At 57.3% G+C, this 25,565-nt stretch carries 27 protein-coding genes; 22 read left to right on the forward strand and 5 right to left on the reverse strand.

Annotated elements, in window-relative coordinates; genetic code table 11:
- Positions 1-37 precede the first annotated feature (37 nt).
- The 3 genes from FGQ86_RS06460 to FGQ86_RS06470 all read left to right on the forward strand — a co-directional run bounded on the left by FGQ86_RS06460 (position 38) and on the right by FGQ86_RS06470 (position 2,453).
- Complete coding sequence (locus FGQ86_RS06460; RefSeq protein WP_033124256.1) at positions 38-424, forward strand: diacylglycerol kinase family protein; 387 nt, start codon at positions 38-40, stop codon at positions 422-424.
- A gap of 66 nt (positions 425-490) precedes the next feature.
- A complete protein-coding gene (locus tag FGQ86_RS06465) occupies positions 491-862 on the forward strand; it encodes a hypothetical protein (RefSeq protein WP_033124231.1) in 372 nt (123 codons plus the stop codon).
- Complete coding sequence (locus tag FGQ86_RS06470; protein ID WP_033124230.1) at positions 855-2,453, forward strand: AarF/UbiB family protein; 1,599 nt, start codon at positions 855-857, stop codon at positions 2,451-2,453. The genes FGQ86_RS06465 and FGQ86_RS06470 overlap by 8 nt, the downstream gene beginning before the upstream one ends.
- A gap of 109 nt (positions 2,454-2,562) precedes the next feature.
- Here FGQ86_RS06470 and FGQ86_RS06475 read toward each other — a convergent pair whose 3' ends face one another.
- Entirely contained in the window at positions 2,563-3,159 is a 597-nt protein-coding gene (locus tag FGQ86_RS06475) for a biotin transporter BioY (RefSeq protein WP_052083727.1), read from the reverse strand.
- Positions 3,160-3,306: 147 nt separating this feature from the next.
- Positions 3,307-4,869, reverse strand: a complete 1,563-nt coding sequence (locus FGQ86_RS06480; RefSeq protein ID WP_033124229.1) for a PTS sugar transporter — start codon at positions 4,867-4,869, stop codon at positions 3,307-3,309.
- 189 nt (positions 4,870-5,058) lie between these two features.
- On the opposite strand from FGQ86_RS06480, the gene nadA reads away from it, so the two are divergent.
- The 6 genes from nadA to FGQ86_RS06510 are packed head-to-tail and all read left to right on the forward strand — an operon-like array spanning position 5,059 to position 10,585.
- On the forward strand, positions 5,059-5,967 hold the full coding sequence (gene nadA, locus FGQ86_RS06485) for a quinolinate synthase NadA (protein ID WP_033124228.1): 909 nt from the start codon (positions 5,059-5,061) through the stop codon (positions 5,965-5,967).
- Between the two features lie 22 nt (positions 5,968-5,989).
- A complete protein-coding gene (locus tag FGQ86_RS06490; RefSeq protein ID WP_033124227.1) occupies positions 5,990-7,192 on the forward strand; it encodes an L-aspartate oxidase in 1,203 nt (400 codons plus the stop codon).
- 26 nt (positions 7,193-7,218) lie between these two features.
- Positions 7,219-8,070 (forward strand): carboxylating nicotinate-nucleotide diphosphorylase, encoded by an 852-nt coding sequence (gene nadC / locus FGQ86_RS06495; RefSeq protein WP_138303252.1) that lies wholly within the window; start codon positions 7,219-7,221, stop codon positions 8,068-8,070.
- 39 nt (positions 8,071-8,109) lie between these two features.
- Positions 8,110-8,670: a transcription repressor NadR gene (locus FGQ86_RS06500; protein WP_033124226.1), complete on the forward strand. Its 561-nt coding sequence runs from the start codon at positions 8,110-8,112 to the stop codon at positions 8,668-8,670.
- Positions 8,639-9,667: an NUDIX domain-containing protein gene (locus FGQ86_RS06505; RefSeq protein ID WP_138303253.1), complete on the forward strand. Its 1,029-nt coding sequence runs from the start codon at positions 8,639-8,641 to the stop codon at positions 9,665-9,667. Before FGQ86_RS06500 ends, FGQ86_RS06505 begins: the two co-directional genes overlap by 32 nt.
- A gap of 9 nt (positions 9,668-9,676) precedes the next feature.
- Positions 9,677-10,585 carry an aldose 1-epimerase family protein gene (locus tag FGQ86_RS06510; protein ID WP_171031521.1) on the forward strand — a complete coding sequence of 303 codons (909 nt, stop codon included), beginning with the start codon at positions 9,677-9,679 and terminating at the stop codon, positions 10,583-10,585.
- Between the two features lie 4 nt (positions 10,586-10,589).
- On the opposite strand, the gene FGQ86_RS06515 is transcribed toward FGQ86_RS06510, so the two are convergent.
- Positions 10,590-11,474 carry a zf-HC2 domain-containing protein gene (locus tag FGQ86_RS06515; RefSeq protein WP_138303254.1) on the reverse strand — a complete coding sequence of 295 codons (885 nt, stop codon included), beginning with the start codon at positions 11,472-11,474 and terminating at the stop codon, positions 10,590-10,592.
- Positions 11,475-11,497: 23 nt separating this feature from the next.
- Positions 11,498-12,007, reverse strand: coding sequence for an RNA polymerase sigma factor (locus tag FGQ86_RS06520; protein WP_033124225.1), 510 nt, complete (start codon positions 12,005-12,007; stop codon positions 11,498-11,500).
- Between the two features lie 193 nt (positions 12,008-12,200).
- Here FGQ86_RS06520 and FGQ86_RS06525 point away from each other — a divergent pair, with 193 nt between their 5' ends.
- From FGQ86_RS06525 to FGQ86_RS06585, 13 genes are all read left to right on the forward strand, one after another.
- The gene (locus FGQ86_RS06525) at positions 12,201-12,869 is read left to right on the forward strand and encodes a response regulator transcription factor (RefSeq protein WP_033124224.1); all 669 of its coding nucleotides are present in this window, start codon (positions 12,201-12,203) and stop codon (positions 12,867-12,869) included.
- A gap of 17 nt (positions 12,870-12,886) precedes the next feature.
- The gene (locus FGQ86_RS06530) at positions 12,887-13,846 is read left to right on the forward strand and encodes a HAMP domain-containing sensor histidine kinase (protein WP_052083729.1); all 960 of its coding nucleotides are present in this window, start codon (positions 12,887-12,889) and stop codon (positions 13,844-13,846) included.
- Positions 13,847-14,024: 178 nt separating this feature from the next.
- Entirely contained in the window at positions 14,025-14,702 is a 678-nt protein-coding gene (locus FGQ86_RS06535) for an ABC transporter ATP-binding protein (RefSeq protein WP_138303255.1), read from the forward strand.
- Complete coding sequence (locus tag FGQ86_RS06540) at positions 14,699-17,488, forward strand: ABC transporter permease (RefSeq protein WP_138303256.1); 2,790 nt, start codon at positions 14,699-14,701, stop codon at positions 17,486-17,488. Before FGQ86_RS06535 ends, FGQ86_RS06540 begins: the two co-directional genes overlap by 4 nt.
- A 167-nt stretch (positions 17,489-17,655) precedes the next feature.
- Positions 17,656-18,810 (forward strand): aldo/keto reductase, encoded by a 1,155-nt coding sequence (locus FGQ86_RS06545; protein WP_138303257.1) that lies wholly within the window; start codon positions 17,656-17,658, stop codon positions 18,808-18,810.
- Between the two features lie 20 nt (positions 18,811-18,830).
- Positions 18,831-19,346, forward strand: a complete 516-nt coding sequence (locus FGQ86_RS06550; protein WP_033124247.1) for a flavodoxin — start codon at positions 18,831-18,833, stop codon at positions 19,344-19,346.
- A 20-nt stretch (positions 19,347-19,366) separates the two neighbouring features.
- Positions 19,367-20,134: a carboxymuconolactone decarboxylase family protein gene (locus FGQ86_RS06555; protein ID WP_033124222.1), complete on the forward strand. Its 768-nt coding sequence runs from the start codon at positions 19,367-19,369 to the stop codon at positions 20,132-20,134.
- A gap of 211 nt (positions 20,135-20,345) precedes the next feature.
- Positions 20,346-21,263, forward strand: a complete 918-nt coding sequence (locus tag FGQ86_RS06560; protein ID WP_033124246.1) for a LysR family transcriptional regulator — start codon at positions 20,346-20,348, stop codon at positions 21,261-21,263.
- 11 nt (positions 21,264-21,274) lie between these two features.
- Positions 21,275-21,466: a hypothetical protein gene (locus FGQ86_RS06565; protein WP_138303258.1), complete on the forward strand. Its 192-nt coding sequence runs from the start codon at positions 21,275-21,277 to the stop codon at positions 21,464-21,466.
- Positions 21,467-21,704: 238 nt separating this feature from the next.
- Positions 21,705-22,052, forward strand: a complete 348-nt coding sequence (locus tag FGQ86_RS06570) for a hypothetical protein (protein WP_138303259.1) — start codon at positions 21,705-21,707, stop codon at positions 22,050-22,052.
- A gap of 174 nt (positions 22,053-22,226) precedes the next feature.
- Positions 22,227-23,051, forward strand: coding sequence for a glycosyltransferase family 8 protein (locus FGQ86_RS06575; RefSeq protein ID WP_207742265.1), 825 nt, complete (start codon positions 22,227-22,229; stop codon positions 23,049-23,051).
- A gap of 116 nt (positions 23,052-23,167) precedes the next feature.
- On the forward strand, positions 23,168-23,362 hold the full coding sequence (locus tag FGQ86_RS06580) for a hypothetical protein (protein WP_138303261.1): 195 nt from the start codon (positions 23,168-23,170) through the stop codon (positions 23,360-23,362).
- A gap of 204 nt (positions 23,363-23,566) precedes the next feature.
- Positions 23,567-24,418: an aldo/keto reductase gene (locus FGQ86_RS06585; RefSeq protein WP_138303262.1), complete on the forward strand. Its 852-nt coding sequence runs from the start codon at positions 23,567-23,569 to the stop codon at positions 24,416-24,418.
- A 117-nt stretch (positions 24,419-24,535) separates the two neighbouring features.
- Here the strand turns inward: FGQ86_RS06585 and FGQ86_RS06590 are convergent, their stop codons facing one another.
- Positions 24,536-25,393: a LysR family transcriptional regulator gene (locus FGQ86_RS06590; protein WP_033124192.1), complete on the reverse strand. Its 858-nt coding sequence runs from the start codon at positions 25,391-25,393 to the stop codon at positions 24,536-24,538.
- Positions 25,394-25,565: the final 172 nt, after the last annotated feature.

Genomic DNA, 25,565 nt, shown 5'->3' on the forward strand with positions numbered 1-25,565 from the left:
TATAATGAAGACAAATCTCTGCCGGGAGGGAAGGAGCATGGGCGGACAGAAAAAGCCACCTCTTTACAGGAGCTTCGGCTATGCCTTTGAGGGCATTTTTGCCGTGATAAAAAAAGAGAGAAACATGAAGATACACTGCTGTATGATGGCTCTGGTCATTGCGGCGGGGCTGTTTTTTCAGATATCGGCGCTGGAGTGGTGCGTCTGCTTTGTTCTCTTTGGCCTGATCATGTCCCTTGAGCTTGTGAACACGGCTGTGGAGTCAGTGGTGGACCTGGTGACGGAGAAGCGGCATCCCCTTGCCAAGCTGGCAAAGGATGCGGCGGCGGGGGCTGTGCTGATTGCCTCCATCATGGCGGCAGCGGCGGGCCTCATCATCTTTATCCCAAAGGGCTGGCAGTTCCTTCTGGGACTGCTGGGCTAAGAGAAGGGCAAAACGGCGGAGAAGAACAGGATAAGTAAGACAGATATAGTGAAGGGAGAGATTTCTATGGAAAACTTTGGAGACGGCATCAAAAAACTTCTGCTGGCAGGCATCGGAGCCGTGGCAGTGACGACGGAGAAGTCCAAAGAAGTACTGGACGATATGGTGAAAAAGGGTGAGCTGACCGTGGAGCAGGGGAAGGCCCTGAACGAGGAACTCAAGCACAATATCAAGAAGACCATGAAGGAGAAGGTCAATGTGTCCGTGAAGGCGTCCACGCCGGAGGAGCTGGACGCGCTCCTGGACCGCATGTCGCCGGAGCAGATCGAGGCTCTGAAGGCCCGCATCCAGGCCATGGAGGCTGAGGCGGACGGAGAAGAGGAGGAGACCGACCAGGAGGAGGCCGGCGGACCGGAGGAAGATAAGGCCCATGAGTAGACAGGAGTCTGACGACAGGGAGGCGGGGCAGTACAAGAGCCGTCTTAGGGAGATGACGTCTGTCCTGCATAAATACGAGATCACCAAAGGGCTGACGCCGGAGAAGCTGCGGATGATACTGGAGGATCTGGGGCCCACCTTTATAAAAATCGGGCAGATTATGTCCATGCACTCAGATATCCTTCCAAAGCGGTACTGCGACGAGCTGATGAAGCTCCGCTCGGACGTAAAGCCCATGCCCTTCTCGGAGGTGTCGGAGGTGCTGGACGAGTCCTACGGCTGCCCCTGGGGCGCCATTTTCCGGGAGATCAGCGAGAAGCCGCTGGGATCCGCCTCCATCGCCCAGGTGCACAGGGCGGTCTTAAAGGACGGCTCCCCTGTGGTCATCAAGGTGCAGAGGAAGGGGATCTACGGCATCATGGCCAGGGACATCTCCCTTCTTAGAAAGGCGGTGAGGCTTCTCCCGCCGGTGAGCATCAAGGGCATGGTGGATCTGGACATGGTCCTGGGAGAGCTGTGGGATGTGACCCGGGAGGAGATGAATTTTCTCACAGAGGCCGCCAATATGGAGGAGTTTGCCCGGAAAAACGAGGGCATCGCCTATGTGGGCTTTCCTGTGCTGTACCAGGAGTACACGACCATCCACGTGCTTGTCATGGAGTACATCGACGGCTTTGGCATAGACGAGAAGGAGAAGCTGGTGGAAAACGGCTATGACCTGAAGGAAGTGGGAAGCCGCCTGGCGGACAACTACATGAAGCAGGTGATAGAGGACGGATTTTTCCACGCGGATCCCCATCCCGGGAACCTGCGGATCCGGGATGGCAAGATCATCTGGATCGACATGGGCATGATGGGGCGGCTCACGGAGCGGGACAGAGAGCTCATCGCCAAGGCTGTCCGGGGCGTGGCCGTGAACGACGTGGGACTGATCCAGGAGGCTGTCATGGCCCTGGGAGAGTTCAAGGAAAATCCGGATCCGAGCCGGCTTTATGAGGATATCAGCAATCTTCTGGCCAAGTACGGCACTGTGGATATGGGGGATATCGATGTGGCGGAGGTCATGATGGATCTGATGGAGGTCATGAAGGAGAACCGGATCATCATGCCCCACGGACTGACTATGCTGGCCAGGGGCCTGACTCACATGGAGGGAGTGCTGGCCGATATTGCCCCGGAGATCAATATGGTGGAGATCGCCGCGGGCCGCATCAAGGCAAATATTGTCAAGAATTTTGACTGGAAAAAGGAGCTGAAAAGCGGCGGGAAGACGCTGTACCGGGCGGTGCAGAGAGCCCTGGACATTCCGGTTCTCGTCTCGGACGCGGTGCAGGGATATCTGAAGGGGCAGACAAAGGTGAACCTGGATCTGCACGCCTCGCCGGAGCTTGCCAGGCTTCTTCGGAGGATGGTGCAGAATATTGTCATGGGCCTGTGGGTCATGGCCCTTCTCATCAGCTCCAGCATCATCTGTACCACAGACATGAGGCCAAAGATCTGGGGCATCCCCGCGCTGGGGGCCTTCGGCTACCTTATCGCCTTTGTCATTGTCATGTACGTATTTTTGAAGCATCTGTTCTCAAAAAAATAGAGATACGGCGGATTTTATCTCCTGCCGTATCTCTTTTTTTGGTACAGGGATTTCTGTCATTGGGTTTCACTGCTTTCCTGTCTTCTCCAGTCGGAAGTCTCCCTCTTGATCAAGAGAGAACCCTGCTTATGATCGGAATGAGCCGCCGCGCCGTCAGGGACGCGAGAACACAGAGGAGAAAATCTCCCGACGCGGTCAGTATAAAGCAGTTGAAGATCACAACGCTCCACGGGACGGGAGTGTCCAGCACATAGTTGCTGACAACGTAATAGTACAGATTACCGGACAGGTACATCACCGCAAAGCCCGCCATGGAGACGGCCAGATAGGAAAAAATGTGCCTGGGGTGAAACCGTTCCGTCAGCCAGCCCACGATCGCGGCCGTGAACAGGAAGCCCAGGAGAAAGCCAAAGGTGGGCCGCAGCAGATAGGAGGGGCCGCCTCCGGAGGCAAAGATGGGCACGCCGCAGAGCCCCAGGAGAAGATAGATCCCCACGCTCAGGCTGCCGTGCTTCCCGCCCAGGATAAATCCTGCCAGGAGAGCAAAATAAAACTGGAGTGTGAAGTGCATGGGAAGCGGCTGTACGGGGATCGTGATCTGGATAAACGCTCCGATGGCCACCAGGGCGGTAAAAAGGCCGCACATAGTCAGAGTCTGCACTTTTTTGTTTGCTTTGGGGACAGATCCCCCGCTCTTGTAATTCATCAATTGTATGCACCTGCTTTGATTAATAAAATCCGAATGTTCCACAGCTGCAGCTTATCCAAAAGCCGCATGCTTTTTTTATTATAGGAGCGGGCTCTTCCGTTGTCAAGAAAAGCAGCGCCGCCTTCCGGAAGCGCTGCCTGAGATTTATGCTTTTTTCTTCTCCCTTACGTTGGCCAGGGAGGTGATGATAAAGGCCAGGACCGCAGCCACCAGCATACAGATCAGAAACTGGAGTCCGTGCCCCTCGTTGGCCATGGCTGGCGCCACCACGGAAGGCACATAGGCGGTTCCCCTGACGTTAAAAAGTCCCACCAGGGCTCCGGAGACGCAGGCGCTTATGAGCGCTCCGCCAAAGACGATCCGGCTGGAGAACATGAAGGGATAGGCGGCCTCCACGAAGGTGCCGAAGCACACATTTACAAGGAAGCCGGGAAGGGCTGCCGCAGCCTGCCCTTTGTCCTTGGGGAAGAGCACATTGGCCAGTGTGATGCCAGCTGACACCATGACAAGCCCTGTCATGTCGATAGCGCCCAGGAAGCTGAAGCCGGCCTCCTCCATCTCCAGAAGAACGATAGGCAGGATGGCTGCGTGGTACACGCCTCCGATGATAGCCGGCCAGATGAGCACGCCGGCCAGGGCCCCCGCAAGCACCGGGTTGATGTCAATGGCCGCGTTGATGGCGTCGCAGATCAGATTGCCAAGCCAGAGGGCAACAGGCGATATGAGATACATGCCGATGAGGCCCGCGGCCAGTCCGCCCAGCCCGCCTGCGGCGATATTTGCCGTTGTACCGGGAATGTTGTGGCGAAAGCAGAAAATGCTTATGTAATAGGAGAAAACGCCGGCCACGATACCCACAATGAGTCCGCCGATGATGCCGCCGTCCACAGCCAGCACGCCGGAGACAATGCCGGCCACTACGCCTACCTCGTCCAGGCCTGACACCTGTTTGGCGGCTATGGCACAGATGACTACAGGGATGGAGGCAACCAGCGTGTCAAACACATTGGACAGGTCCGTCAGGACCGGGATGCGGCTGATGGCAAGGCAGAGGGCCATGGCGATGAAGGCGGGGAGACTTGTCATCATGATGCCCCGGAAATTGATCCGCTTCCATATATTGGTCTGGAGATTTTCCGCGGCCTGGGCCCCGGTCTTTCCGATGACGGGGCGGTAGCGGATGCCCCACTCCCTGGCGAAGGCGGTGGTGAAGGCCACGGCTCTCGTCCGGTTGGTGGTCCCGGTGGTGCCGGAGGCAGACAGGACCTTTCCGCCCATGCTCTGCACCTTTGCCACAGAGCTGCCGCCGGTGCCGGCCAGGGGAAGCTGGGCCTCTATGGCGGCCTGGAAAGCGAGGTGGTTGATCCTGTCAGGCTCCGCGCTGACGAACATGACGCCGTCGATCTGCCCTTCACGTACCATCTGGGCGATGCGGGCGTCCACCTCCAGGGCGGCGTCGTTGATCTGGGAGAGGGTGCCCTCCTTTTCCAGATACAGCTCCCCGTCCCTCCAGGTGTACAGCTTTGCGGGGCTGTCCTGCCCTGCTGTGTCCAGACTGGAGGAGGCCAGTATATACTGCACGGCGGCCACCTCCATCTGGGCGGCCCTTGTCTGGAGAAGGATCTCCTTCATCATGCCCTGGATGTCATTCCCGCCCTGTTTAAAGAGATTGCCTCCGCTGCTTCCGATAAATGCGATTTTCTTCATGTACTTTTCTCCTCTACTACTTTATCATGGTAAACTATTAACAACCTAAACAGTATAGCATACAGATTACTGGGACGCAAGGCCTTATATGTAATCTTACTCTCGCATATTTGTAAATACATGTGTCTTGTCACATGTAAATAACAGTGGTATAATGGGGAAAGTTCGTGTTAAAAAGGAGAAAATGATATGGATATCAAAGAGGAGATCAATCAATTAAAAAAAGAAAAGGACGCGGTGATTCTGGCCCACTATTACGTGCGGCCGGAGGTACAGGAGATTGCCGACTATACAGGGGATTCCTTTTATCTGAGCCGGACAGCAGAAAAGCTGACCTGCCGGGTGATTGTCTTTGCCGGCGTGTTTTTCATGGGGGAGAGCGCCAAGATCCTGAACCCGGAGAAGGTGGTGCTCATGCCGGAGGTGTCGGCGGACTGCGCCATGGCCCACATGGCGGATCCGGAGACTATTCAGAAAATGCGGGATACATACGATGACCTGGCGGTAGTGTGCTACATCAACTCCACGGCAGAGCTGAAAAGACATTCCGATGTGTGCGTTACCTCGGCCAATGCGGTACAGATCGTGCGAGAGCTGCCCAACAGGCATATCTTCTTTATTCCGGACAGAAATCTGGCCCGGTTCGTGGCCCGGCAGGTGCCGGAAAAGCACTTTGTCTTCAACGACGGCTTTTGTCCCGTCCATGAAAGCATGAAGGTTCGGGAGATAGAGAGGGCAAGGCGGCAGCACCCGGAGGCGCTGACTCTTGTCCACCCGGAATGTCCCGCTGCCATCTGTGACATGGCAGACTATGTAGGAAGCACCTCTGGGATCATCAGGTATGCCCAGGACAGCCCTTCCAGAGAGTTCATCGTCTGCACAGAGAGCGGGGTTCGGTGGGAGCTGGAGCGGAAAAATCCGGGCAAGACATTTTATTTTCCTGATACAGAGCCTGTCTGCGAGGATATGAAGACTATCACCCTGGAGAAGATCAGAGATGTGCTGAGGACGGGAAACAATGAGATCCATGTGGAAGAAAGCTCTGCCAGCCAGGCCGCAAAGCCTCTTGAGAGGATGATGGACCTGGCGGCGAAATAAGATAAAAGGAGGTGCAAAGAGCATGAAGATACATGCGGACACAGTGATCGTGGGAACCGGCGTGGCGGGACTTTTTGCCGCCCTCAGCCTGCCCCGGAATCTGAATATTGTCATGATCACGAAGGCTGACCTGGAGAGCAGCGATTCTTTCCTGGCACAGGGCGGGATATGTGTGCTCCGGGACGAGGAGGACTACGACAGTTATTTTGAGGACACTATGCGGGCCGGACACTACGAGAACCGGAGGGAGTCTGTGGATATTATGATCCGCGGTTCCCGCCAGATCATCAGGGAGTTAGTTGGGTACGGCGTGGAATTTGCGAAGGACAGCAACGGTGGGTTCGCCTACACAAGGGAGGGGGCCCACTCCAGGCCCAGAATTCTCTTCCACGAGGATATCACGGGGAAGGAGATCACGAGCCATCTCCTGGATCAGGTGAGAAAGCTGGAGAATGTCACGCTGTATGAGTATACGGAGATGACAGATATTATAGAAGAGAAGGGACGCTGCACGGGGGTTCTCGCGAGGAAGGGCGAGGAGAGGATCGCCATACGGGCGCCATTCACGATTCTGGCAAGCGGAGGCATTGGCGGCAGATACAGGCATTCCACTAATTTTCCCCACCTGACCGGGGACGCCATCGACATTGCGAAAAAGCATGGTATCCGTCTGGAGCACCTGGACTATGTTCAGATCCATCCCACTACACTCTACTCCAGGAAGCCGGGACGCAGGTTTCTCATCTCCGAGTCAGTGAGGGGAGAGGGAGCCTGGCTGCTGAACCGGGACGGAGAGAGATTTGTGGATGAGCTGCTTCCCAGGGACGTGGTGACGGAGGCGATCCAAAAGCAGATGGAAAAGGACGGGACGGATCATGTGTGGCTGTCTATGGCCCCCATTCCCAGGGAGAAGATCCTGAGCCATTTCCCCAATATTTACCGCCATTGCCTGGAGGAGGGGTATGATGTGACAAGGGAGAGGATTCCCGTGGTGCCGGCCCAGCACTATTTTATGGGCGGTATCTGGGTGGACAGTGAGAGCCGCACATCCATGCCCTGTCTCTACGCGGCGGGGGAGACGAGCTGCAACGGAGTCCACGGGGCCAACCGGCTGGCCAGCAACTCCCTGCTGGAGAGCCTTGTATTTGCCAGAAGGGCGGCAAAGGATATTGCCCGCAGAACAGCACAGGAGACTCTGGACATGGCAGAGCAGAAAATAGTATAATGGAAAACAGCAAGGAGAGAGATGAGATGAACAGAATTACAATGACACTGCAGGTGGATCACCTGCTTCTGGAGGCGCTGAAGGAGGATATTTCCAGCGAGGATGTGACGACAAACGCGGTGATGAAGGAGGCCGTGCCCGGGCAGGTGGATCTGATCGCCAAGCAGGAGGGCGTGATTGCGGGCCTTGATGTGTTCCGGAGAGTCTTCCAGCTTCTGGACGAGAATACGGAGGTCGTTTTCTTCTGCCGGGACGGCGAGAGAGTGACGAAAGGACAGCTCATGGGCAAGGTGGAGGGAGACATCCGGGTACTTCTGTCCGGTGAGAGGGTGGCTCTCAACTATCTGCAGCGGATGAGCGGTATCGCCACCTACACCCGCTCCGTGGCGGATCTCCTGGAGGGGACGGGCATCCGCCTTTTGGATACAAGGAAGACCACGCCCAATATGCGCGTTTTTGAGAAATATGCGGTCCGCGTGGGAGGCGGATACAACCACCGCTACAATCTGTCCGACGGGGTGCTTTTGAAGGACAACCATATCGGCGCCGCCGGCGGCGTGAGGGAAGCTATCCGCATGGCAAGGGAGTATGCGCCCTTTGTGCGCAGGATCGAGGTGGAGACGGAAAATCTGGAGATGGTGAAGGAGGCCGTTGAGGCGGGAGCCGACATTATCATGCTGGACAACATGTCCCCGGAGGAGATGAAGGAGGCGGTGCGCCTCATAGACGGCAGGGCTGAAACCGAGTGCTCGGGAAACGTGACAAAGGAGAATATTGCCAGCCTTGTGTCCACTGGGGTGGATTATATTTCCAGCGGGGCCCTCACTCATTCGGCTCCCATACTGGACATTTCTATGAAAAATCTCCACGCCCTGTAGGCAGTCGGAAAAACGAGAAGCAAAGGAGGCCAGAAGAAAATGACTGGTTCTGATAGAAGAGAAGATATCGTCCGGAGGATCCAGGAGAGCGGAAGACCGGTTCCCGCAAAGAGTCTGGCCGCTCTCTACCATGTGAGCCGGCAGGTGATCGTGCAGGACGTTGCCCTGATCCGGGCCGCGGGCTATGAGATCATCTCCACCAACCGGGGCTATATACTGGGGACAGCGCCCTCTGTCAGCCGGGTGCTGAAGGTGAAGCACACAGACGACCAGCTGGAGGAGGAGCTGTGCGCCATCGTGGATCTGGGCGGCGCGGTGGAGAACGTCATGGTGAACCACAGGGTGTACGGGCACCTGGAGGCGGATCTGCACATCACCTCCAGGAGAAGAGTGGCGGAATTTATCAGCGACATCAAAAGCGGGAAGTCCAGCCCTCTGAAAAATATTACCTCGGGGTATCACTATCACAGGATCACGGCGGACAGCGAGGAGACTCTGGATATGATAGAGGAGGACCTGAGAAAAAGAGGGTTCCTTGTGGAGCCGAAGGAGGATGAGAGGGAGGGCCATGACGAGACTGAGTACACTCTGCTACATTGAGCAGGACGGGAAATACCTGATGCTTCACCGGACGGTGAAGAAGGAGGATGTAAATAAAGACAAGTGGATCGGTGTGGGCGGACATTTTGAGAGGAACGAGAGCCCGGAGGAGTGCCTTCTGCGGGAGGTGTGGGAGGAGACGGGGTACACCCTCACCTCCTGGCAGTACCGGGGGATCGTTACTTTTATCTACGGGGAGGACACCACGGAGTACATGTCCCTCTACACGGCGGACGGATTTACCGGGGAGCCCCACCCCTGCGACGAGGGACAGCTGGAGTGGGTGGACAAGGAGGAAGTGCTTTGCCTGAACATCTGGGAGGGAGACAAGATCTTTTTCCGCCTCCTGAATGAGGGGCGGCCTTTTTTCTCCCTGAAGCTTGTCTACGACAGGACGGACACCCTTCTGGAGGCCGCCCTGGACGGAAGGCCGCTGGAGCTCTTCGACATTTTAAATGAGGACGGCACAAGGACGGGCCTTGTGAGGGAGAGGGGCGTGGCCCATCTTGAGGGGAGCCTCCACCCCACCGCTCACGTCTGGATCGTCCGGAAAAAGGAGGGCGGCTGGGATCTTCTCCTGCAGAAGAGGAGCGCCTGCAAGGACTCCAATCCGGGGTGCTGGGATATCTCCTCCGCTGGACATGTGGAGGCGGGGGACGATTACCTCCCCTCCGCCATCCGGGAGCTCGCTGAGGAGCTGGGCATCCGGGCCCGGGAGGAGGAGCTTCACTTTGTGGGCATGCGCCGGGCACAGTTTGAGGATGTCTTCTACGGCAGGCCCTTCCGGGACAATGAGCTGAGCGCCGTCTATATCTACCGGGAGCCGGTGGACGAGACCGCCCTCTCCCTCCAGGAGTCCGAGGTGGAGGCCGTGCGCTGGATGGACTACCGGGAGTGCTGGAGGCAGGTGGAGGAAGACACCCTGCCAAACTGCATGTATCTGGACGAGCTGAAAATGGTGGGAGACTTCCTGTTTGGAGAAAAAGAGAAGGAGTAAATGTGAAAGATGGGACTGGAAGGGATTAAGATAAAACTGGAAAATGAGTCGCTGGAGGCCCAGATCAGCCTCCACGGGGCGGAGCTGAAATCGCTGAAGCAGAAGGCCAGGGGCACAGAGTATATGTGGAAGGGGGATCCTGCCTACTGGGGAAGGACGTCTCCGGTTCTTTTCCCCTTTGTGGGAGGCGTGCGGGATAAAAAATACAGGATCGGGGACGTGAAATACCCCATGGGCCAGCACGGCTTTGCCAGAGATAAGGATTTCGCTCTGGCCAGCGTGACACAGAGAGAGGCCTGGTTTGTCCTGGAGGACGATGAGGAGACAAGGGAGGTGTACCCCTTCCCCTTCCGGCTGGAGATCGGCTACCGGCTGGAGGATAAGGAGCTCCTGGTGATGTGGCGGGTGACAAACACCGGCAGCAGCGATATGTATTTTGCCATCGGCGCACATCCGGCTTTTTGCTGCCCTGTGAGAGAGTGGGAGAAGCAGGTCGACTACAGCCTCTGCATCCGGGACAGACAGGGGGAGAAGCGGCCATCCTTTGTGAACCGGGTATTCGGGCAGGGGGGACTTGCCACGGACCAGGAGGTCACCTTTGAGCTGAAGGACGGCCTGCTGCCTGTCAGCGAGCACCTCTTTGACGGGGATGCCCTGATCCTGGAAAACGGCCAGGCCGGCAGCGTCTCCCTTGTGGATCCGAAGGGCAGGGAGTACCTGCAGGTGTCCTTTGAAGCCCCTCTTGTGGGGATCTGGTCTCCGCCGAAGAAGAAGGCCCCCTTTGTCTGCATCGAGCCCTGGTACGGGCGCTGCGACAGAGAGGGCTTTGACGGGGAGCTGAAGGACCGGGAGTGGGAGAACAGTCTGGAGCCTGGAAAGGTCTTTGAGGCGTCCTACCGGATCCGGATCAGAAGATAGGCTTTTACTCTTTCTCGTTAAAGGAGAGGACATAGCAGTAGTTTTCGGAATAGAGGGCAGAGGGCATCCATCCCTCACTCTCCTTTGTTTCGTGCGCGGACCTATTTTCCTGCACCAGCTCTTCTATGTCCCCGGGCGCGTCGGAGATGGGATCCCCCTCCTCATAGAGAGGCAGGATCTCGCCTCCCTTCCCCACAAAGTAGACCCCGTCAGAGGTCCGGCGGACAAGCCTGTGCTCCGCTGTCACAGGATCCTCCCGGTAGTAGGTGAGCTCCTCCGGCACGAGGAAATAGAAGGAGGAGGAATAGCCCTCTGCTTTTGGAAAATCAGACCAGTATCTCTGAAGGGAGATGCCGTTGGTATTGCCGCCGGAGGCGCTGACATCCACTTCGGGGCTGGACTTATCCTCCACCACATACTGGCGGTCAAAGGAGGAGATATAGGTGTTCACATTAAAGGAGCAGTAGATGGAGCCGTCCTCCAGACGGTACACATCCTGTACCTCCACGTCGTCCACAGAAATCCTCTTATCCAGCACTGGCACAGCCTCCGCCACCCGCTCTCTGGCCAAGACCATGAAGGGGGCGGAGGAGGTGAGGGCCGCGTACAGGGCCAGCAGGATGAGGGCCGCCGCGCCGGCGGTCATGACCTGGCGGAAGGTCAGCTTCCGGGCAAGCCTCTCAAACAAATCCCGGTCCCTTCCTATCTGCTTCGCGTCCTCGCCGCCGGAGGTGATTTCCGGAAGCTCTGCGCTCATCTTTTCGTAGTATGCCCGGCAGTTCTCACAGCCGGAGAGGTGGTCCTCCACCATGTCTTTGCTGGCGTCGCTGCACACATTGTCCTTGTACAGGGGCAGCAGGTCCCTCACAATATCGCAGGAAATTTTCATGACATACACATCCTTTCATGCATTTACTGCAGGCTGTCCTGGGACAGCTCTTTTATGATCTTCATCCTGGCCCGGTAGTAGGTGACTCTGGCCCAGTTCTCCTGTTTTCCAAAGATATCCCCGATCTCCCGGAAGCTCAGCTCCCCCAAGGTCCGCAGAGTGAAGACCTCCTTGTAGGGCTCGTCCAGGCAGTGGAGGACCCGGTAGATGGAGAGAGCCTCCTCCTTTTGGATACAGGCCTCGGACACGTCCGGAGCCGGCATCTGCCGCTCGGCCAGACTCTCGCCCGCGGCCTCCTGCGGCACCAGGCGTTTCCCCCTTCGGAGCTGATCCATGTAGAGGTTCTTGGCGATCTGACACAGCCAGGATGTGACAGAGCAGCCTCCTTTAAAATGGCGGATGTCCTTCAGGGCCCGGAAGAAGGTCTCCTGGGTGATCTCCTCTGCCGTGTGAGGATCCCTGCTCATGGAGAGGACAAAGAGATACACATCCCTGAAAAAACGGTCGTACAGCTCTTCAAAATCAATCTTCACCGTGTCGTCACCTCCCCTCTTTGCACATTAGACGCAGATCCCGGTATGTTTGTTACAGATTTTCCTGAAAAAGTTTCTTTTTTTACAGAAGCCGGTATATATGGTATGATAGCGTCAGTATGAGAAAATGTCTACCGGGAGCTGCGGGTGGGCAGGCCGTGCACTCCAGGGCAGAAGGGAAGGAAAAAGGGACATGAAGATAGAGATCATAGAGGACGACCGGCTTCTGGGGCAGGCCCTGGAAATTTTTCTGAAAAAAGAGGGATATGAGACAGCTCTGGCCCGCTCCTGCCGGGAGGCGCGGGAGCGGCTGGAGCCTTCTGTCTGCCTCCTCCTTGTGGATATCACGCTGCCTGACGGGGACGGGATCCGTCTGTACCGGGAGCTGACGAAGAGCAGGCCGATCCCCGGCATCTTTCTCACAGCCCGGGACGAGGAGGAGGACATGCTGGCGGCCTTCGATGCGGGAGCCGACGACTATGTGGTGAAGCCCTTCCCCATGCAGGTGCTCTCCCGCCGGATCAGGGCCGTGCTGCGAAGGAGTGAGGCCAGGCAGGGGCAGGTTCTTGTCTGCCGGGAGCTGACCCTCTGGCCGGAGAGGAAGGAGGCAAGCCTGGCCGGACAGCCCCTCCCCCTGACGCCCAGAGAGTACCGTCTCCTGGAGCTCTTCATGAGAAATCAGGGGCGGGTCCTTGGAAAGGAGAGCATCCTGGAACAGGTCTGGGATGTGGACGGCCGGTTTGTGGGTGAGGGGACTGTGAGCGTCACGGTAAACCGGCTGCGCAAAAAGATCGATACCCGGCCCGGGCAGGAGAGCTACATCCAGAATGTCTTCGGCCTGGGATACCGCTTCGGAGAGTGAGAGGGGGAAAGAGCGCTGTGTGGATATGGATTGCGGCGGGAGCCGTCCTGGGAGCGGGGATTTCTTCTGCTCTTGTCCTTCATGTGCAGAGAAGGAGAAGGGCGGAGGAGCTTGCGGAGCTGGCAGGGCTTGCGCGGGACGTGCTGGACGAAAGGGACATACAGGAGAGGGCGGCGGGGGAGGAGACCCTCTACGGCCGCATAGAGCATATGCTGGTGCGCATCCAGCGCATGAACCGGGGACGGCAGGAGGAGCTTGCGGCGAGCCGGAGGCGGATCCAGGAGCTGATCACGGAGATCGCCCACCAGATGCGCACGCCCCTGGCAAACGGGGGCACCTACCTGGAGCTGCTGGAGGGAGAGCTCTCAGAGAGGAGGGGCGCCGGAGAAGAATGTGCGGGGGAGGCCTCTGTGCCCGACCCCGTGCCTCTGTATCTGGAGGCACTGCGAAGCTCCCAGGAAAAGCTCCGCTTCCTGACCGAGGAGTTTATCCGGATCTCCCGGCTGGAAAACAACATCATCCGCATCCGGAAGGAGGAGAGGGACATTGCCGGTACCATAGAGGCGGCCCTTGCCCAGGCCCGCCCCAGGGCAAAGGAGAAGGGCGTGGAGATCCTGGAAGATCTGCCCGGAGGGCTGGACTGCCCGCATGACCCGGGCTGGCTGGGGGAGGCCCTGTGGAATGTGCTGGACAATGCGGTCAAGTACAGCCTTGAGGGCGGACACATATGGGTGGGGGTATCCAGAGGCGAACTGTATCTGACCATCCGGGTGGCGGACGAGGGGATCGGCATCGACGAGGGGGAGGAGGCCCTGGTGTTCCGGCGGTTTTACAGGGGAAGAAGGGCAGCCTCTCAGGAGGGGCTGGGCGTGGGCCTCTATCTGGCGAGGGAGATCACGGCCCGGCATGGAGGCTTTATGGAGATACAGCGCAGGGATCCCGGCGTGGAGGTGAGGATCTGCCTGCCTGACATATAGCGCCGCTTATAAAAGACAGGAGAGGAGCGAATGTCATTTCCTGAAGAGCTGGAAAAACGAAAAGACTGCATTTTTGTTAGGAGTCTGTAAGATTTATCCTCTATACTGAAAACAGAATACGGCGGCAGGGGCGCGTGTCCGTCCCTGCCGCTGGTGCATTATGAAGGAGGACAGGAAGATGGAGATCGTAAGAGCCGCAGGCCTGAAGAAATATTATGTGACAGACACCTATGAGGTCCGTGCCCTGGACGGGGTGACTCTCTGCGTAGAGGAGGGGGAATTTCTGGCCGTTGTCGGCACATCGGGAAGCGGCAAGACCACTCTTTTGAACCTGCTGGGCGGCCTGGAGGAGCCCACGGCGGGGGGCGTATGGATACGCAGGAACAGCCTGAAGGATATGACACGGGAGGAGAGAACGGTCTTTCGCAGGAGGAATATCGGGTTTGTCTTTCAGCAGTTCAATCTGGTTCCTATGCTGGATGTGTATGAAAATATCGTCCTGCCCCTGCGGCTGGACGGGGAGGAGCCGGGCGAGACCTTTCTGGAGGAGCTTGTGACGGCCCTGGGGATAAAGGAGAAGCTGGGCCAGATGCCCCAGACTCTCTCCGGGGGACAGCAGCAGCGGGCGGCTATCGCCCGGGCTCTGGTCACCAAGCCCGCCATCCTGCTTGCCGACGAGCCCACAGGCAGCCTGGACTCTGTGACAGGCATGGAGGTGATGGGGCTTCTGCGGACCTGCGCGGACTGGTTCCATCAGACCGTGATTCTTGTGACCCACCAGGAGGCGGCTGCCCAGATGGCGGACCGGATCCTCCGCATGTCTGACGGGAAGCTGTCAGGGGGTGAGAAGGTATGAGAGAGCACAGAGGGAGAATAGCCGGGAGCGCCCGGCAGGCTATGAGGATGCTGGCCAGGCGGGGGGCCCGGGCGGCTGCGGGGAGAAACAGGATCCTCTTTTTTGCGGTGCTCTTTTGTACAGCGGCACTGGCCGTGATCTTTGCCTTCTCCACGGGAAGGCTAGAGGCAGAGCGGATCCGCTCTGTCCGGCAGGCGGGGACAGCGGCCTCCACCTGTCTGGAGAGGGCGGACATATCTCAGTATGAGTCTATCCGCAGCCTCTCCTACATTCGGGCTGTGGGGAGAAAGGCCCCTGCCGGCCGAGCAGTGAGCCCCAAGGGAGAGGAACCCGAGGGAGAGGAGCCCAAGGGGGAGGGCTATGTCTGCCGGCTGTCGGCTCTGGATGAGACCGCCTGGGAGGTCATGGTAAGCCCCGCCTACACGGGGATAGAGGGCCATTACCCCGCCGAAGAGCAGGAGATCATGCTGCCGGTGCGGGCTCTGGAAGACCTGGGGATCAGCCGGCCCCGGGAGGGCATGGAGATTTCCCTGGAGGTGGAGACGGGGCTCTTTGAGAAGCGCCGGGAGACCTTTCTGTTAAGCGGCTGGTACACAGACTACACGGCGGGCTCCGGCCAGGAGGCCCAGGGCTACATCTCTGAGGAAAAGCTGGAGGAGTGGGGAGGCAGCCTGGAGGAGGAGCTGGAGCTTCTCATCCTGCAGAGGGACACTCTTGGCGGACAGCAGACGGAGGAGAGGCTCTACCGGGATGTGGGGCTGGAGACGGAGGATCAGCGGTTCACAGGAGGAAACACGGCCTCCTACGAGGCGGTGAGGCGGCTGGCCGGAGGCTACGGGGCAGCGGCCCTGGCGGCAGCGGTCATCCTGACGGGCATGTTCTTTCTCATCTACAATGTGATGCAGATCTCCATGGCCGGGGATGTCCGGCAAATGGGACTTCTGCACATTCTGGGCATGACGGACGGCCAGCTTCGGGATTTTTATCTGGGACAGCTTAAAGGTCCGATCCTGGGAGGCGTGCTGGGGGGAACTGCCCTGTCCGCCCTTCTCCTTCTTACGTGGGTGCCCACAGCACTGGGAGAGCGGTATCTGGGAGACTGGGGCGGGGCCGAGAGCGCTGCCTTTTTCCGGCCCGGCATCCTGGCGGCCTGCGCGGTCTTTGCCCTGCTGTCGGCAGGAGGGGCGGCTCTGCCGGCCATCCTGCGGGTGATCCGCTTAAGCGGCCCGGAGGCCTCCGCCTACACCGGGGGCAGACCGGGAGAGAGGAGAAAGAGAAGGGCGGCCACCGGAAAGAAAAAGAGGAGAAGGCCCTGCTCGCCAGGGAGAGAGCTTGTCTTCATGGCCTGGCAGAACATGACCCGTCACCGGGCCCGGTTCCTCCTCACCGTCCTGTCCCTGTTCCTCGGGATGGAGGCGGCCCTGGGGGCTCTTGTGGTGGCCCGGGGCGCGGACTACAGGGGCGCTGTGGCACAGAGACCGGATTTTGTGGTGGCGGGGAGCTCCTGCTATCCGGCGGAGGAGGGGGAGGGAGATCTGGGAGGAGACCTGGAAAGGGATCCCTTCCTCACCGGCAAGGATGGATTTTCCCTTCTCTATGACAACGACTATGACGAATTCTCTCCCATCAGCCAGGAGGTAAAAGAGCAGCTCCTGGCCGCAGAGGGCGTGGACCAGAGCAGCGTGAAGCTGGTGGAGGGAGGCTATCTGTCCCCCACCTTCAGCAGGAAGGGGCTGGAGCCCCTGAACGATACAGATGACAGCGTAAAGGAGCTGGAGGAGGAGTACGGAAGCTCCGGACTTCCGGTGGAGGTCATGCTGGGGGCGGATTACTGCACAGTCCAGATCCTGTCGGAGGAGGAGATACGGGAGCTGACAGCTTTTGCCAGGGAGCATGACCTGGAGGTTGACCTGGAGAGCCTGGCGGCAGGTACCGGCGTTCTTCTTCTCCACGACCACATCCTGTCCCCGGCCAAGGAAAGGCTGGCCGGGGAGAGCGTGGGGGAGCCTATCACCTTTTCCACACTCTGGACAAAGGAGGAGAGGGAGAGAAGGATGGAGGCCACCCAGGAGGAGCTGGAGCAGATGGGAGAGGTGGAAAGAAAGACCTCCCGGCCACTCACCCTGTGTGGCTACATGGACACGAAGGCGGAGGGTTTCCCGGATTTCCCCAGAAGCTGGCACGGGGAGAACATCCTCTATTTTGTCATCAGCCGGGAGGGATTTGACAAGCTCCCCACAGAGGCTAAGACCCTCCTTGTGGAGCTGGACGCAGAGGACGGCCGGGAGGCGGACGTCCAGAAGGATGTCGAGAGGATCACTGCGGCGGAGAACAGGCGGAGGGACGAGGCGGGGGAGGCCGGCGTCTTTTTCATCAGCGCAGAGGATCTTCTTGAGGAGGCCGGAAGCTACATCTTTGTCAGCAACCTGGTCTTTGGCGTCATCGCGGTTCTTCTCATCTTTGCCGGGCTCCTGAACTATTTTAATGTCTGCGTCACCGGGATTTTGTCCCGCCGCAGGGAATTTGACATGCTGGAGAGGATCGGCATGACCAGGCGGCAGCTGCGGTGGATGCTGGCGGCGGAAGGGAGCTTCTATGTCCTGGCCGCGGCCGCCCTCCTTCTGACAGCGGGGAGCGCCATCCTGGCGGCCCTGGGGGCCTTCATGGGGAGTCGGATATCCTGGTTTGCCTTCCACTGGCCTGCGGGCCCGGCGGCGCTGATGACGGCAGGTCTTTTTGTGATCTGCCTGACTGTGCCCTTCCTGGCCTGCAGGAGGGGGAGATAAACCAGAAAGTATATGGAAATAGGAATATGGACAGAAAGAGAAAAGCAGAGACCGGGGAGGAGGCCTCTGCTTTTCGCATAAGTTTCACTTATAGATATGATCGGAAATTGAAATTGCAGTATTTTGAGAGCGATATAAAATATAAAGCAGGAAAATGAAAAGAAAGGATGATGGAAATGGAAAAATATCAGTTTGGTTACGGATGCATGCGTCTTCCCCTCCTCAATGCGGATGACCCGGAGTCTTTTGACTATCCCCTGATAGAAAAGCTGTTTGACACCTATATGGAGCGGGGCTTTACCTACTTTGACGCGGCTTACACATATCACGGCTACCACTGCGAGGAGGCGGTAAAAAAGGCTCTTGTGGAGCGCCATCCGAGAGACAGCTTCGAGCTGGCCACCAAGCTCCCCCTGCGTGACTTTAAAGATGCGGAGGATATGGAGCGCATTTTCAATGAGCAGCTGGAGCACTGCGACGTGGAATATTTTGACTATTACCTCCTCCACAACATGGGCACCAATGTCTATGATAAATGCCGGAAATACGATGCTTTCGGCTTCGCGGCAAAGAAAAAGGAAGAGGGAAGGATCCGGTATCTGGGCATGTCCTTCCACGACATGCCGGAGCTTCTGGATGAGATTTTGGAACATTACGGGGAGCTGCTTGATTTTGTTCAGCTCCAGATCAACTATGTGGACTGGGAGCAGCCCAACGTGCAGTCCCGCCGCTGCCTGGAGGTGGCCAATAAGTACCACAAGCCCGTGTTTGTCATGGAGCCCTGTAAAGGGGGAACCCTCGTCAACCTGCCGGAGGAGGCGAAGAAGCTGATGAGAGAATATGCGCCGGAGGCCTCCTTCGCGTCCTGGGCTTTTCGATTTGCAGCCAGCCAGGAGGGTGTGGCGCGGGTGCTGTCCGGCATGAACACCATGGAGCAGGTGATGGACAATACAGCCACGTTCAGGGATTTCAGGCCCATCACAGAGGAGGAGATGGCTGTCATCCGCCAGGTGACAGAGATCATAGAGAAAAATACGCCCATCCCCTGTACGGCCTGCTCCTACTGCACCCACGGATGTCCGAAGGGGATCGCCATCCCTGAGTATTTTGCGCTGTACAACAGCATTTCCCGGACTACCGGCAGCTTCTCCAGCCAGGCGGTCTACTATAACAATATCAGCCTGAAGCACGGGAAGGCCAGCGACTGTATCGGCTGCAGGCAGTGCGAGAGGGCCTGTCCCCAGCATCTGCCCATCACCGACTATCTGAAGGACGTGGCGGCAAAGTTTGAGGCAGGCAGCAGTTTCCCGACCAGGAAATAGAAATGGAGGAGGAATTTGCAATGGGAAAGACATTGATCGTTTATTATTCAAGAAAAGGTGAGAACTATTGGAACGGAAGCATCAAGAACCTCACCAGAGGAAACACAGAGATCGTGGCGGAGATGATCGCGGAGATGACAGGAGCTGACCTGTTCCAGGTGGAGACAGTGAAGACCTACGACGCGGATTACTATACATGCATTGAGGAGGCCAAGGCCGAGCTCAGGGAGGGCGCGCGCCCGGAGCTGAAATCTTATATGGACAGCCTGGACGGGTACGATACGATTTTCGTGGGTTATCCTAGCTGGTGGGGCACTATGCCCATGGCCATGTTTACATTTCTGGAGCACTATGCCCTGTCCGGCAAGCGGATCCTTCCCTTCTGCACCAACGAGGGAAGCGGCATGGGCAGCAGTGAGAGAGATTTAAAGAAGGCCTGCCCGGGAGCAGCAGTTGAGAAGGGCCTATCCATCCACGGCGCGGAGGCGGCCGGGTCCAGAGCCCAGGTGGAGGCCTGGGTGAAAAAGACCATGTGAGCATAAGGAGAGTGATAGAGATGAGCATTACAGAGGCTTCAAAAAGGTATCATGAGAGGATGTTCCCGGGATACAAGTCGAAATTCCTGGAGACAGACCCGGAATTCATAGAGCGGTTTGACAACTTTGCCTTTGACGAGGTGGTCAACAGCGATGACCTGGACGACCGGACCCGCATGATGGCCATCCTGGCCACCCTGGTGGGGAGCCAGAGCGTGGACGAATTTCAGGCCATGGTCCCGGCGGCCCTGAACTTTAGCGTGACACCGGTGGAGGTAAAAGAGATCGTCTACCAGGCTGTGGCCTACCTGGGGATCGGCAGAGTCTTCCCCTTCCTGCATGCTGTAAATGACATTTTGGAGCAGCGGGGCGTCGCGCTTCCCCTGGAGCCCCAGGCGACGACGACTACAGAGAACAGGCTGGAGGCGGGAGAGCAGGCCATGGTGGACATCATGGGAGAGTCCATGAGAGGATTTGCCGGCTCCGGACCGGAAGAGAGCAGGCATATCAACAGATGGCTCACAGACAACTGCTTCGGGGATTACTACACGAGGGGAGGCCTGGACTACAGGCAGCGGGAGATGATCACCTTCTGCTTTCTGTCGGCCCAGGGAGGCTGCGAGCCCCAGCTCACCTCCCACGCCGTGAACAATATGATGGTGGGAAATGACAAGGCATTTCTGATCAAGATCATTTCCCAGTGTCTTCCCTTTATCGGCTATCCCAGAAGCCTGAATGCCCTCAGATGTGTGAACGAGGCGGCGGACGAGGTGGGCAATGTGGCGTAGCTGCTCATGAGCGGCAAGGGCGCCTTTATCACAGGCGAAGATTTCCTCGTTGACGGGGGAGCCACAGCCTCCTACTTCTACGGCCCCTTAAGACCGGAGGAATAGAAAGACAAAATACGTCAGACAAAAGTACGCAGTAGACAAACCGCCTTCCTTTTTGCTAGACTGTAACTGAAAAGCAGGTACAGACAGTGAAATGGAAGGTGATTTTTTGCTGCTCAGACAGATGAAATATTTTGTGGCTGTGGTGGACCGGGGCAGCTTTACAGAGGCGGCGGAGCAGTGCTATATCTCCCAGTCAGCCATCTCCCAGCAGATACGGGCGCTGGAAAAGGAGCTGGGGGTGGAGCTGATCCACAGGGAGAACCGCCGCTTTTCCCTCACCCCGGCGGGGGAATACTTTTACGCCCAGAGCAGAGGGGTGCTGGAGGAGGTGGATGCGATCCGGCGGCAGACCATCCGCATCGGCCAGGACGATGAGCTCCGGCTGCGCATCGGGTATCTGCGCTGCTACAGCGGCCAGGAGCTCAACCAGGCGGTGGCAGAGTTCTCCCGGCTCTACCCGGAGGTGTCGATCCACATCGTGAACGGGACCCATGAGGAGCTTTATGACCTCCTCCGGTTCGGCGGGGTGGATCTTGTGCTGAATGACCAGCGCAGGGTCTTTTCGGACAAATATGCCAACTATCAGCTCCTCCGCTGCGGCTGCTATGCGGAGCTCTCAGCTGGGCATCCGCTTGCGGGGCAGGCCAGCGTGGAGCTGGAGGATCTGAAGAGGACTCCCTGCATCCTGATCTCCTCCCGGGAACAGCGGAACACGGAGGAGGACTATTTTAAAAATACGCTGGGCTTTGGGGGAACCTTCCTCTTTGCCGAGAACCTGGAGGAGGGGCGGCTGATGGTGGCGGGAAACAGAGGCTTTCTGCCCATCGAGAGCGTGGGGACCCTGCCCCCTGCCGGCGCGGCGATCCGGCGGCTCCCCATCATGCAGGGCGGCAGGCAGCTGGAGAGAAACTACTGCCTGTTCTGGGTCAAGGAGCAGAGCAATTACTATATCGAGGAGTTTGCCCGCATGCTGCGGGGCCTCCTCGGGGAGCCCCGGGATGACTGCCGGAACCAGGAGAGCTGAAACAGCGGGGAGTGATCCGCCAATCGGCCTGTCCAGCCACAACCCACAGCGTGGAGCAGCTGAAGGAGAGCCTTGCCTATATCTGGGGATCAGAGACAAAAAGCAGCTTCCGGTCTATTGCAGGCTCCTGCCATTTTCCCCCGGAAGGCTACAGAAAGATGACGCCGGAGGAGATACTGGAGATCGTTCAGGAGTGCTTTTAAGGGGGCCTTTGCGGGCGGTTGGCTTTTGCTGCGTATTTGATATAATTTACTTAACAAGACAACCGGGATAGAGGAAGCCTGTCTGCTCCGGGCAAGATGCAAAATTTAAGAATTCTTAAACATTTTCCCAACATTATTTAAAAAAATCTCCTGTATATTTAAGTCATCAAAGAGAGAAACCGTATTTGGCGGACTCATGAGAAGCTGTGTGAAGCTTCTGCAGTGGGAGGGAAAAAAGATGAATATGAGAAATTTTGTCATGAGGGAGAAAGAGTCCCGGGATTATCTCATCTCAGAGAAAAATGCGCAGATCGAGATACGGGACGGGTTTAACAGCAACCTGGTGATCCAGCACTATACAGAGAGCAGAAAGGTCGTCATCTACATTCCGGAGGGATGGAAGAAGACCATCACCGTGGAGGTCAACAGCGGAACCATCTGCTGCCATCAGCGGGAGCCCTACAGAGGGCTCAGACTCTCTGTGAAAAAGGGGGAAATACTCTACGGGGAGGACAGGTCCAGATCCCATCCCTCCTTCGCCACGCCCTCGCCCCACTCCGATTTGTCCCGGCTCCGGGCTCTGTAGAAGCCGTGGCTCTCGTCCCGCTTGTACATCTTCGGCTTCAGCATGAAAATGAGAGAAGGCTGTCTTGACATTTCAGGAAATCTGTCTATACAGATTGCATATATTGAGAATGGCGGGCAGATGCCTGTTCTGGTATAAAAAATATAGAATGACGCGAAAAAGGGAGGATTTATTTTGAATATCCTGATCACTCTTGATGAGAATTATTTTCCTCAGCTCCGCGTGCTGCTCACATCGCTGCGGCTGAATGATCCGGGGGAGCATTTCGACATCTACCTGCTGTACAGTGACCTGCCGGAGCATATGCTGCAGGCAGTGGAGAGATGGTGCCGGGCCGCGGGATACGAATTTCACCCCATCCGGATGGACGGGAACCTGTTCGGGAGCGCTCCTGTGAGCAGCCGTTATCCGGCGGAGATGTACTATCGTCTGCTGGCGCCCCGCCTGCTGCCGGAGGAGCTGAACCGGATCATCTATCTGGACCCGGATATACTGGTCATCAATCCCCTGCGTCCCCTCTGGGAGACGAACATGTCCGGGTGGCTGTTCGGAGCCGCCGCCCACACGGGAAAGACAGAGCTGGCCAACGATGTGAACCGGCTCCGGCTGGGAGTGGAGCACGATTACTACAATTCCGGTGTGCTGCTGATGGACCTGGAGTTGGGGCGTGAGGAAATCATCCCGGAGGAGATTTTCCGTTATGTGGAGGAGCACCGCATGGAGCTGGTGCTGCCGGATCAGGATCTGTTAAACGCCATGTTCGGGGAGCGCATCTTCCCCCTGGACGACGCTGTCTGGAACTACGACGCCCGCAACTACAACAACTACGTCATGAGGAGCTCCGGGAAATACAATGTGAAGTGGGTCATGGAAAACACGGCCATCCTGCATTTCTGCGGAAAGGCGAAGCCCTGGAAGCCGGGCTACATCTACCGCTTTGGGGTGCTGTACCAGCACTATGAGCAGCTGGCCGGACGCTCCTGGCAGCCCTATCTGTAGCTGCGCTATATACTTACAGGTTTATACAGGGAAACTAAACGAGCCTTCTTGGGAGGACTCGTTTTTTTTAATGAAACAACTAAGCGAAGGAAAGTCAATTACACGTCCAACAGGGCATGGAAACCAATTATCAGGCCGAAATCAAGAATATGATGAGCTGGTATGATAACCCTCAGATCATCAAAGTGGAACTGAGGCCATACTGGGAAACCGAAGCTCTTGATATTCTTGATCCGGGGAGTATTGAGCGCACAGTTGCTTATGGAACTCTGGATCAGAACGAAAAAAATTTTGCCCTTCCGGAGCGATAGAGACGAGACAGGGAATTGCGGCGGTCATTGCAGCCGTGAAAGGCCGTACCGGTAAGTATGCGTCTAAGTTATAGACGTGTGCCGAATTGGCATTGTACTTTTCGGACCAAACCTCCTACAATATTACCTGAAGACAGGAGAAAGGTTCCTGTGCAGGCAGTGAAACTGGATTTTCAAATATTCATTTTCAAGGAGGAAAAGAACATGGAATTTGTGACATTAAATAACGGAGTAAAAATGCCGCTGGAAGGCTTTGGCGTGTTCCAGGTGCCGGATCCGGCGCAGTGCGAGCAGGCGGTTCTGGACGCCATCGCCAGCGGATACCGCCTCATCGACACGGCGGCCGCCTACATGAATGAAAAGGCAGTGGGAGAGGCGATCAAAAAGTGCGGCGTCCCAAGAGAAGAGCTTTTTATCACCACAAAGCTGTGGATACAGGACGCAGGCTACGGGGAGGCGAAGAAAGCCATCCAGACGTCCCTTGATAATCTGGGCCTTTCCTACCTGGATCTGTACCTGATCCACCAGCCCATGGGCGACTACATCGGAGCCTACAGAGCCATGGAGCAGGCCTATAGGGAAGGCAAGCTGAAGGCCATCGGCGTGTGCAATTTCTATCCCGCGCGCCTGGCAGACTTCTGCGAGACAGTGGATGTGATGCCGGCCGTAAACCAGGTGGAGCTGCATCCCTTCTTCCAGCAGGAGGACGCCCTGTCTCTCATGAAGGAGTACGGAGTCGTTCCGGAGGCCTGGGGCCCCTTTGCCGAGGGAAATCACGGCATCTTTACCCACCCTGTGCTGACGAAGATCGGGGAGAAATACGGCAAGAGCGCGGCCCAGGTAGCCCTGAGATGGAATGTGCAGAGGGGCGTGGTGGTCATTCCCAAGTCCGTGCACCAAGACCGCATAGGGCAGAACATGGACATCTGGAATTTTGAGCTTGACGCAGAGGATATGGCTGAGATCGCGAAGCTGGATCTGGGACACAGCGAGATCGTCAACCACGATGACCCGGCCTTTGTGAAGATGCTGCATGGCATGAAGATCCACGAGTAAGAAAACCAGAGGTACCGGTCTGCGGTGTGTCCTTTTTCTTCCCGGACGCACGGGGCCGGTCCTTTTTTCTGCGTGGCGATAGCGCGTGATTGAAACCGGCGGCGGGCGTTAGTGCGGTCAGCGGGAATGGGCGGCGCGGATATGCTCGAAGACCTGGCGGAACCTGGCCTTCTCAGCCTGCAGGCAGGTGCAGTGGTAGGTGACGCTGGCCTCCGGGTCAAGGATGGGGATGGCGATGCGGTCTGTCACTTCACCTGTGTGCTGTATTATGTAGTCTGTGGTGAAGGCGGGAAAGGCAGAGTTTGCCACCAGCTCCCCCAGCACGTCTATGTCCTGCTGCAAAAGAAAGCGGGCGGAGGGCATTTTCCGGCGGCACAGCTCGTCCCAGAACCCGATCTGGGAGTAGAGGAGAAAGGTCTGGCCGTCCAGATCCTTCAGGTAGAGGCCGTCCGCGTCCGCGAGAGGATGCACAGGAGGCAGGGTGACATAGAGATGCTCGCTCTCCATGGGGACAGAATAAAAGTCCTCCCCCTCCGGCTTTTCGTGGAGAATGGCGATCTGATATCTCCCCTCCCGTAAATATTCCGGTAGGCGGGGATCACCGGTCAGCTCGGTGGAGATAGTCATGCCCTCGTACAGGCGGGACAGGAGCGTGGCGAAATCCGGGATCAGCACAGGGGCGCAGGATCCCACGCAGATGGTCCGCCTTTTCCTGTCAAAGTCCCGGAGCTGCTGGATCATGGACTCCTCCTGCAGGAGCAGGTTCCTGGCGTATCTCACGGCCAGCTCCCCGGTCTCGTTCAGTGTCAGCCGGCTCTTCTGGCGCTCAAAAAGGGAGACTCCAAGCTCCTCCTCCAGCCGCTGCATGGAGCGGCTCAGGGCGGGCTGGGAGATATGGAGCTGCTCCGCCGCGGCGGACAGAGTGCCGCAGTCGGCAAAGGCAGCAAGCTGTTCAAACAGATGGATTTCGATCATGGATGTCCTCCTTTAAAATGCGTGGACAGATTTTGTTTTATTTTACAGTAATCAGAGATTTATTACAAGCGACGGGAGGAAAACAAGATGGACTCGTTACTGTCAAGTAATCGTTGGCAACTTTCTTTTTGATTTATCTTTTCTGTTCACGCAGTTCTTTTTCTGCTTTCTA

Source organism: Clostridium sp. BSD2780061688st1 H5, from assembly GCF_005845155.1.
GTDB classification, from domain to species: Bacteria; Bacillota; Clostridia; order Lachnospirales; family Lachnospiraceae; genus Claveliimonas; species Claveliimonas intestinigallinarum.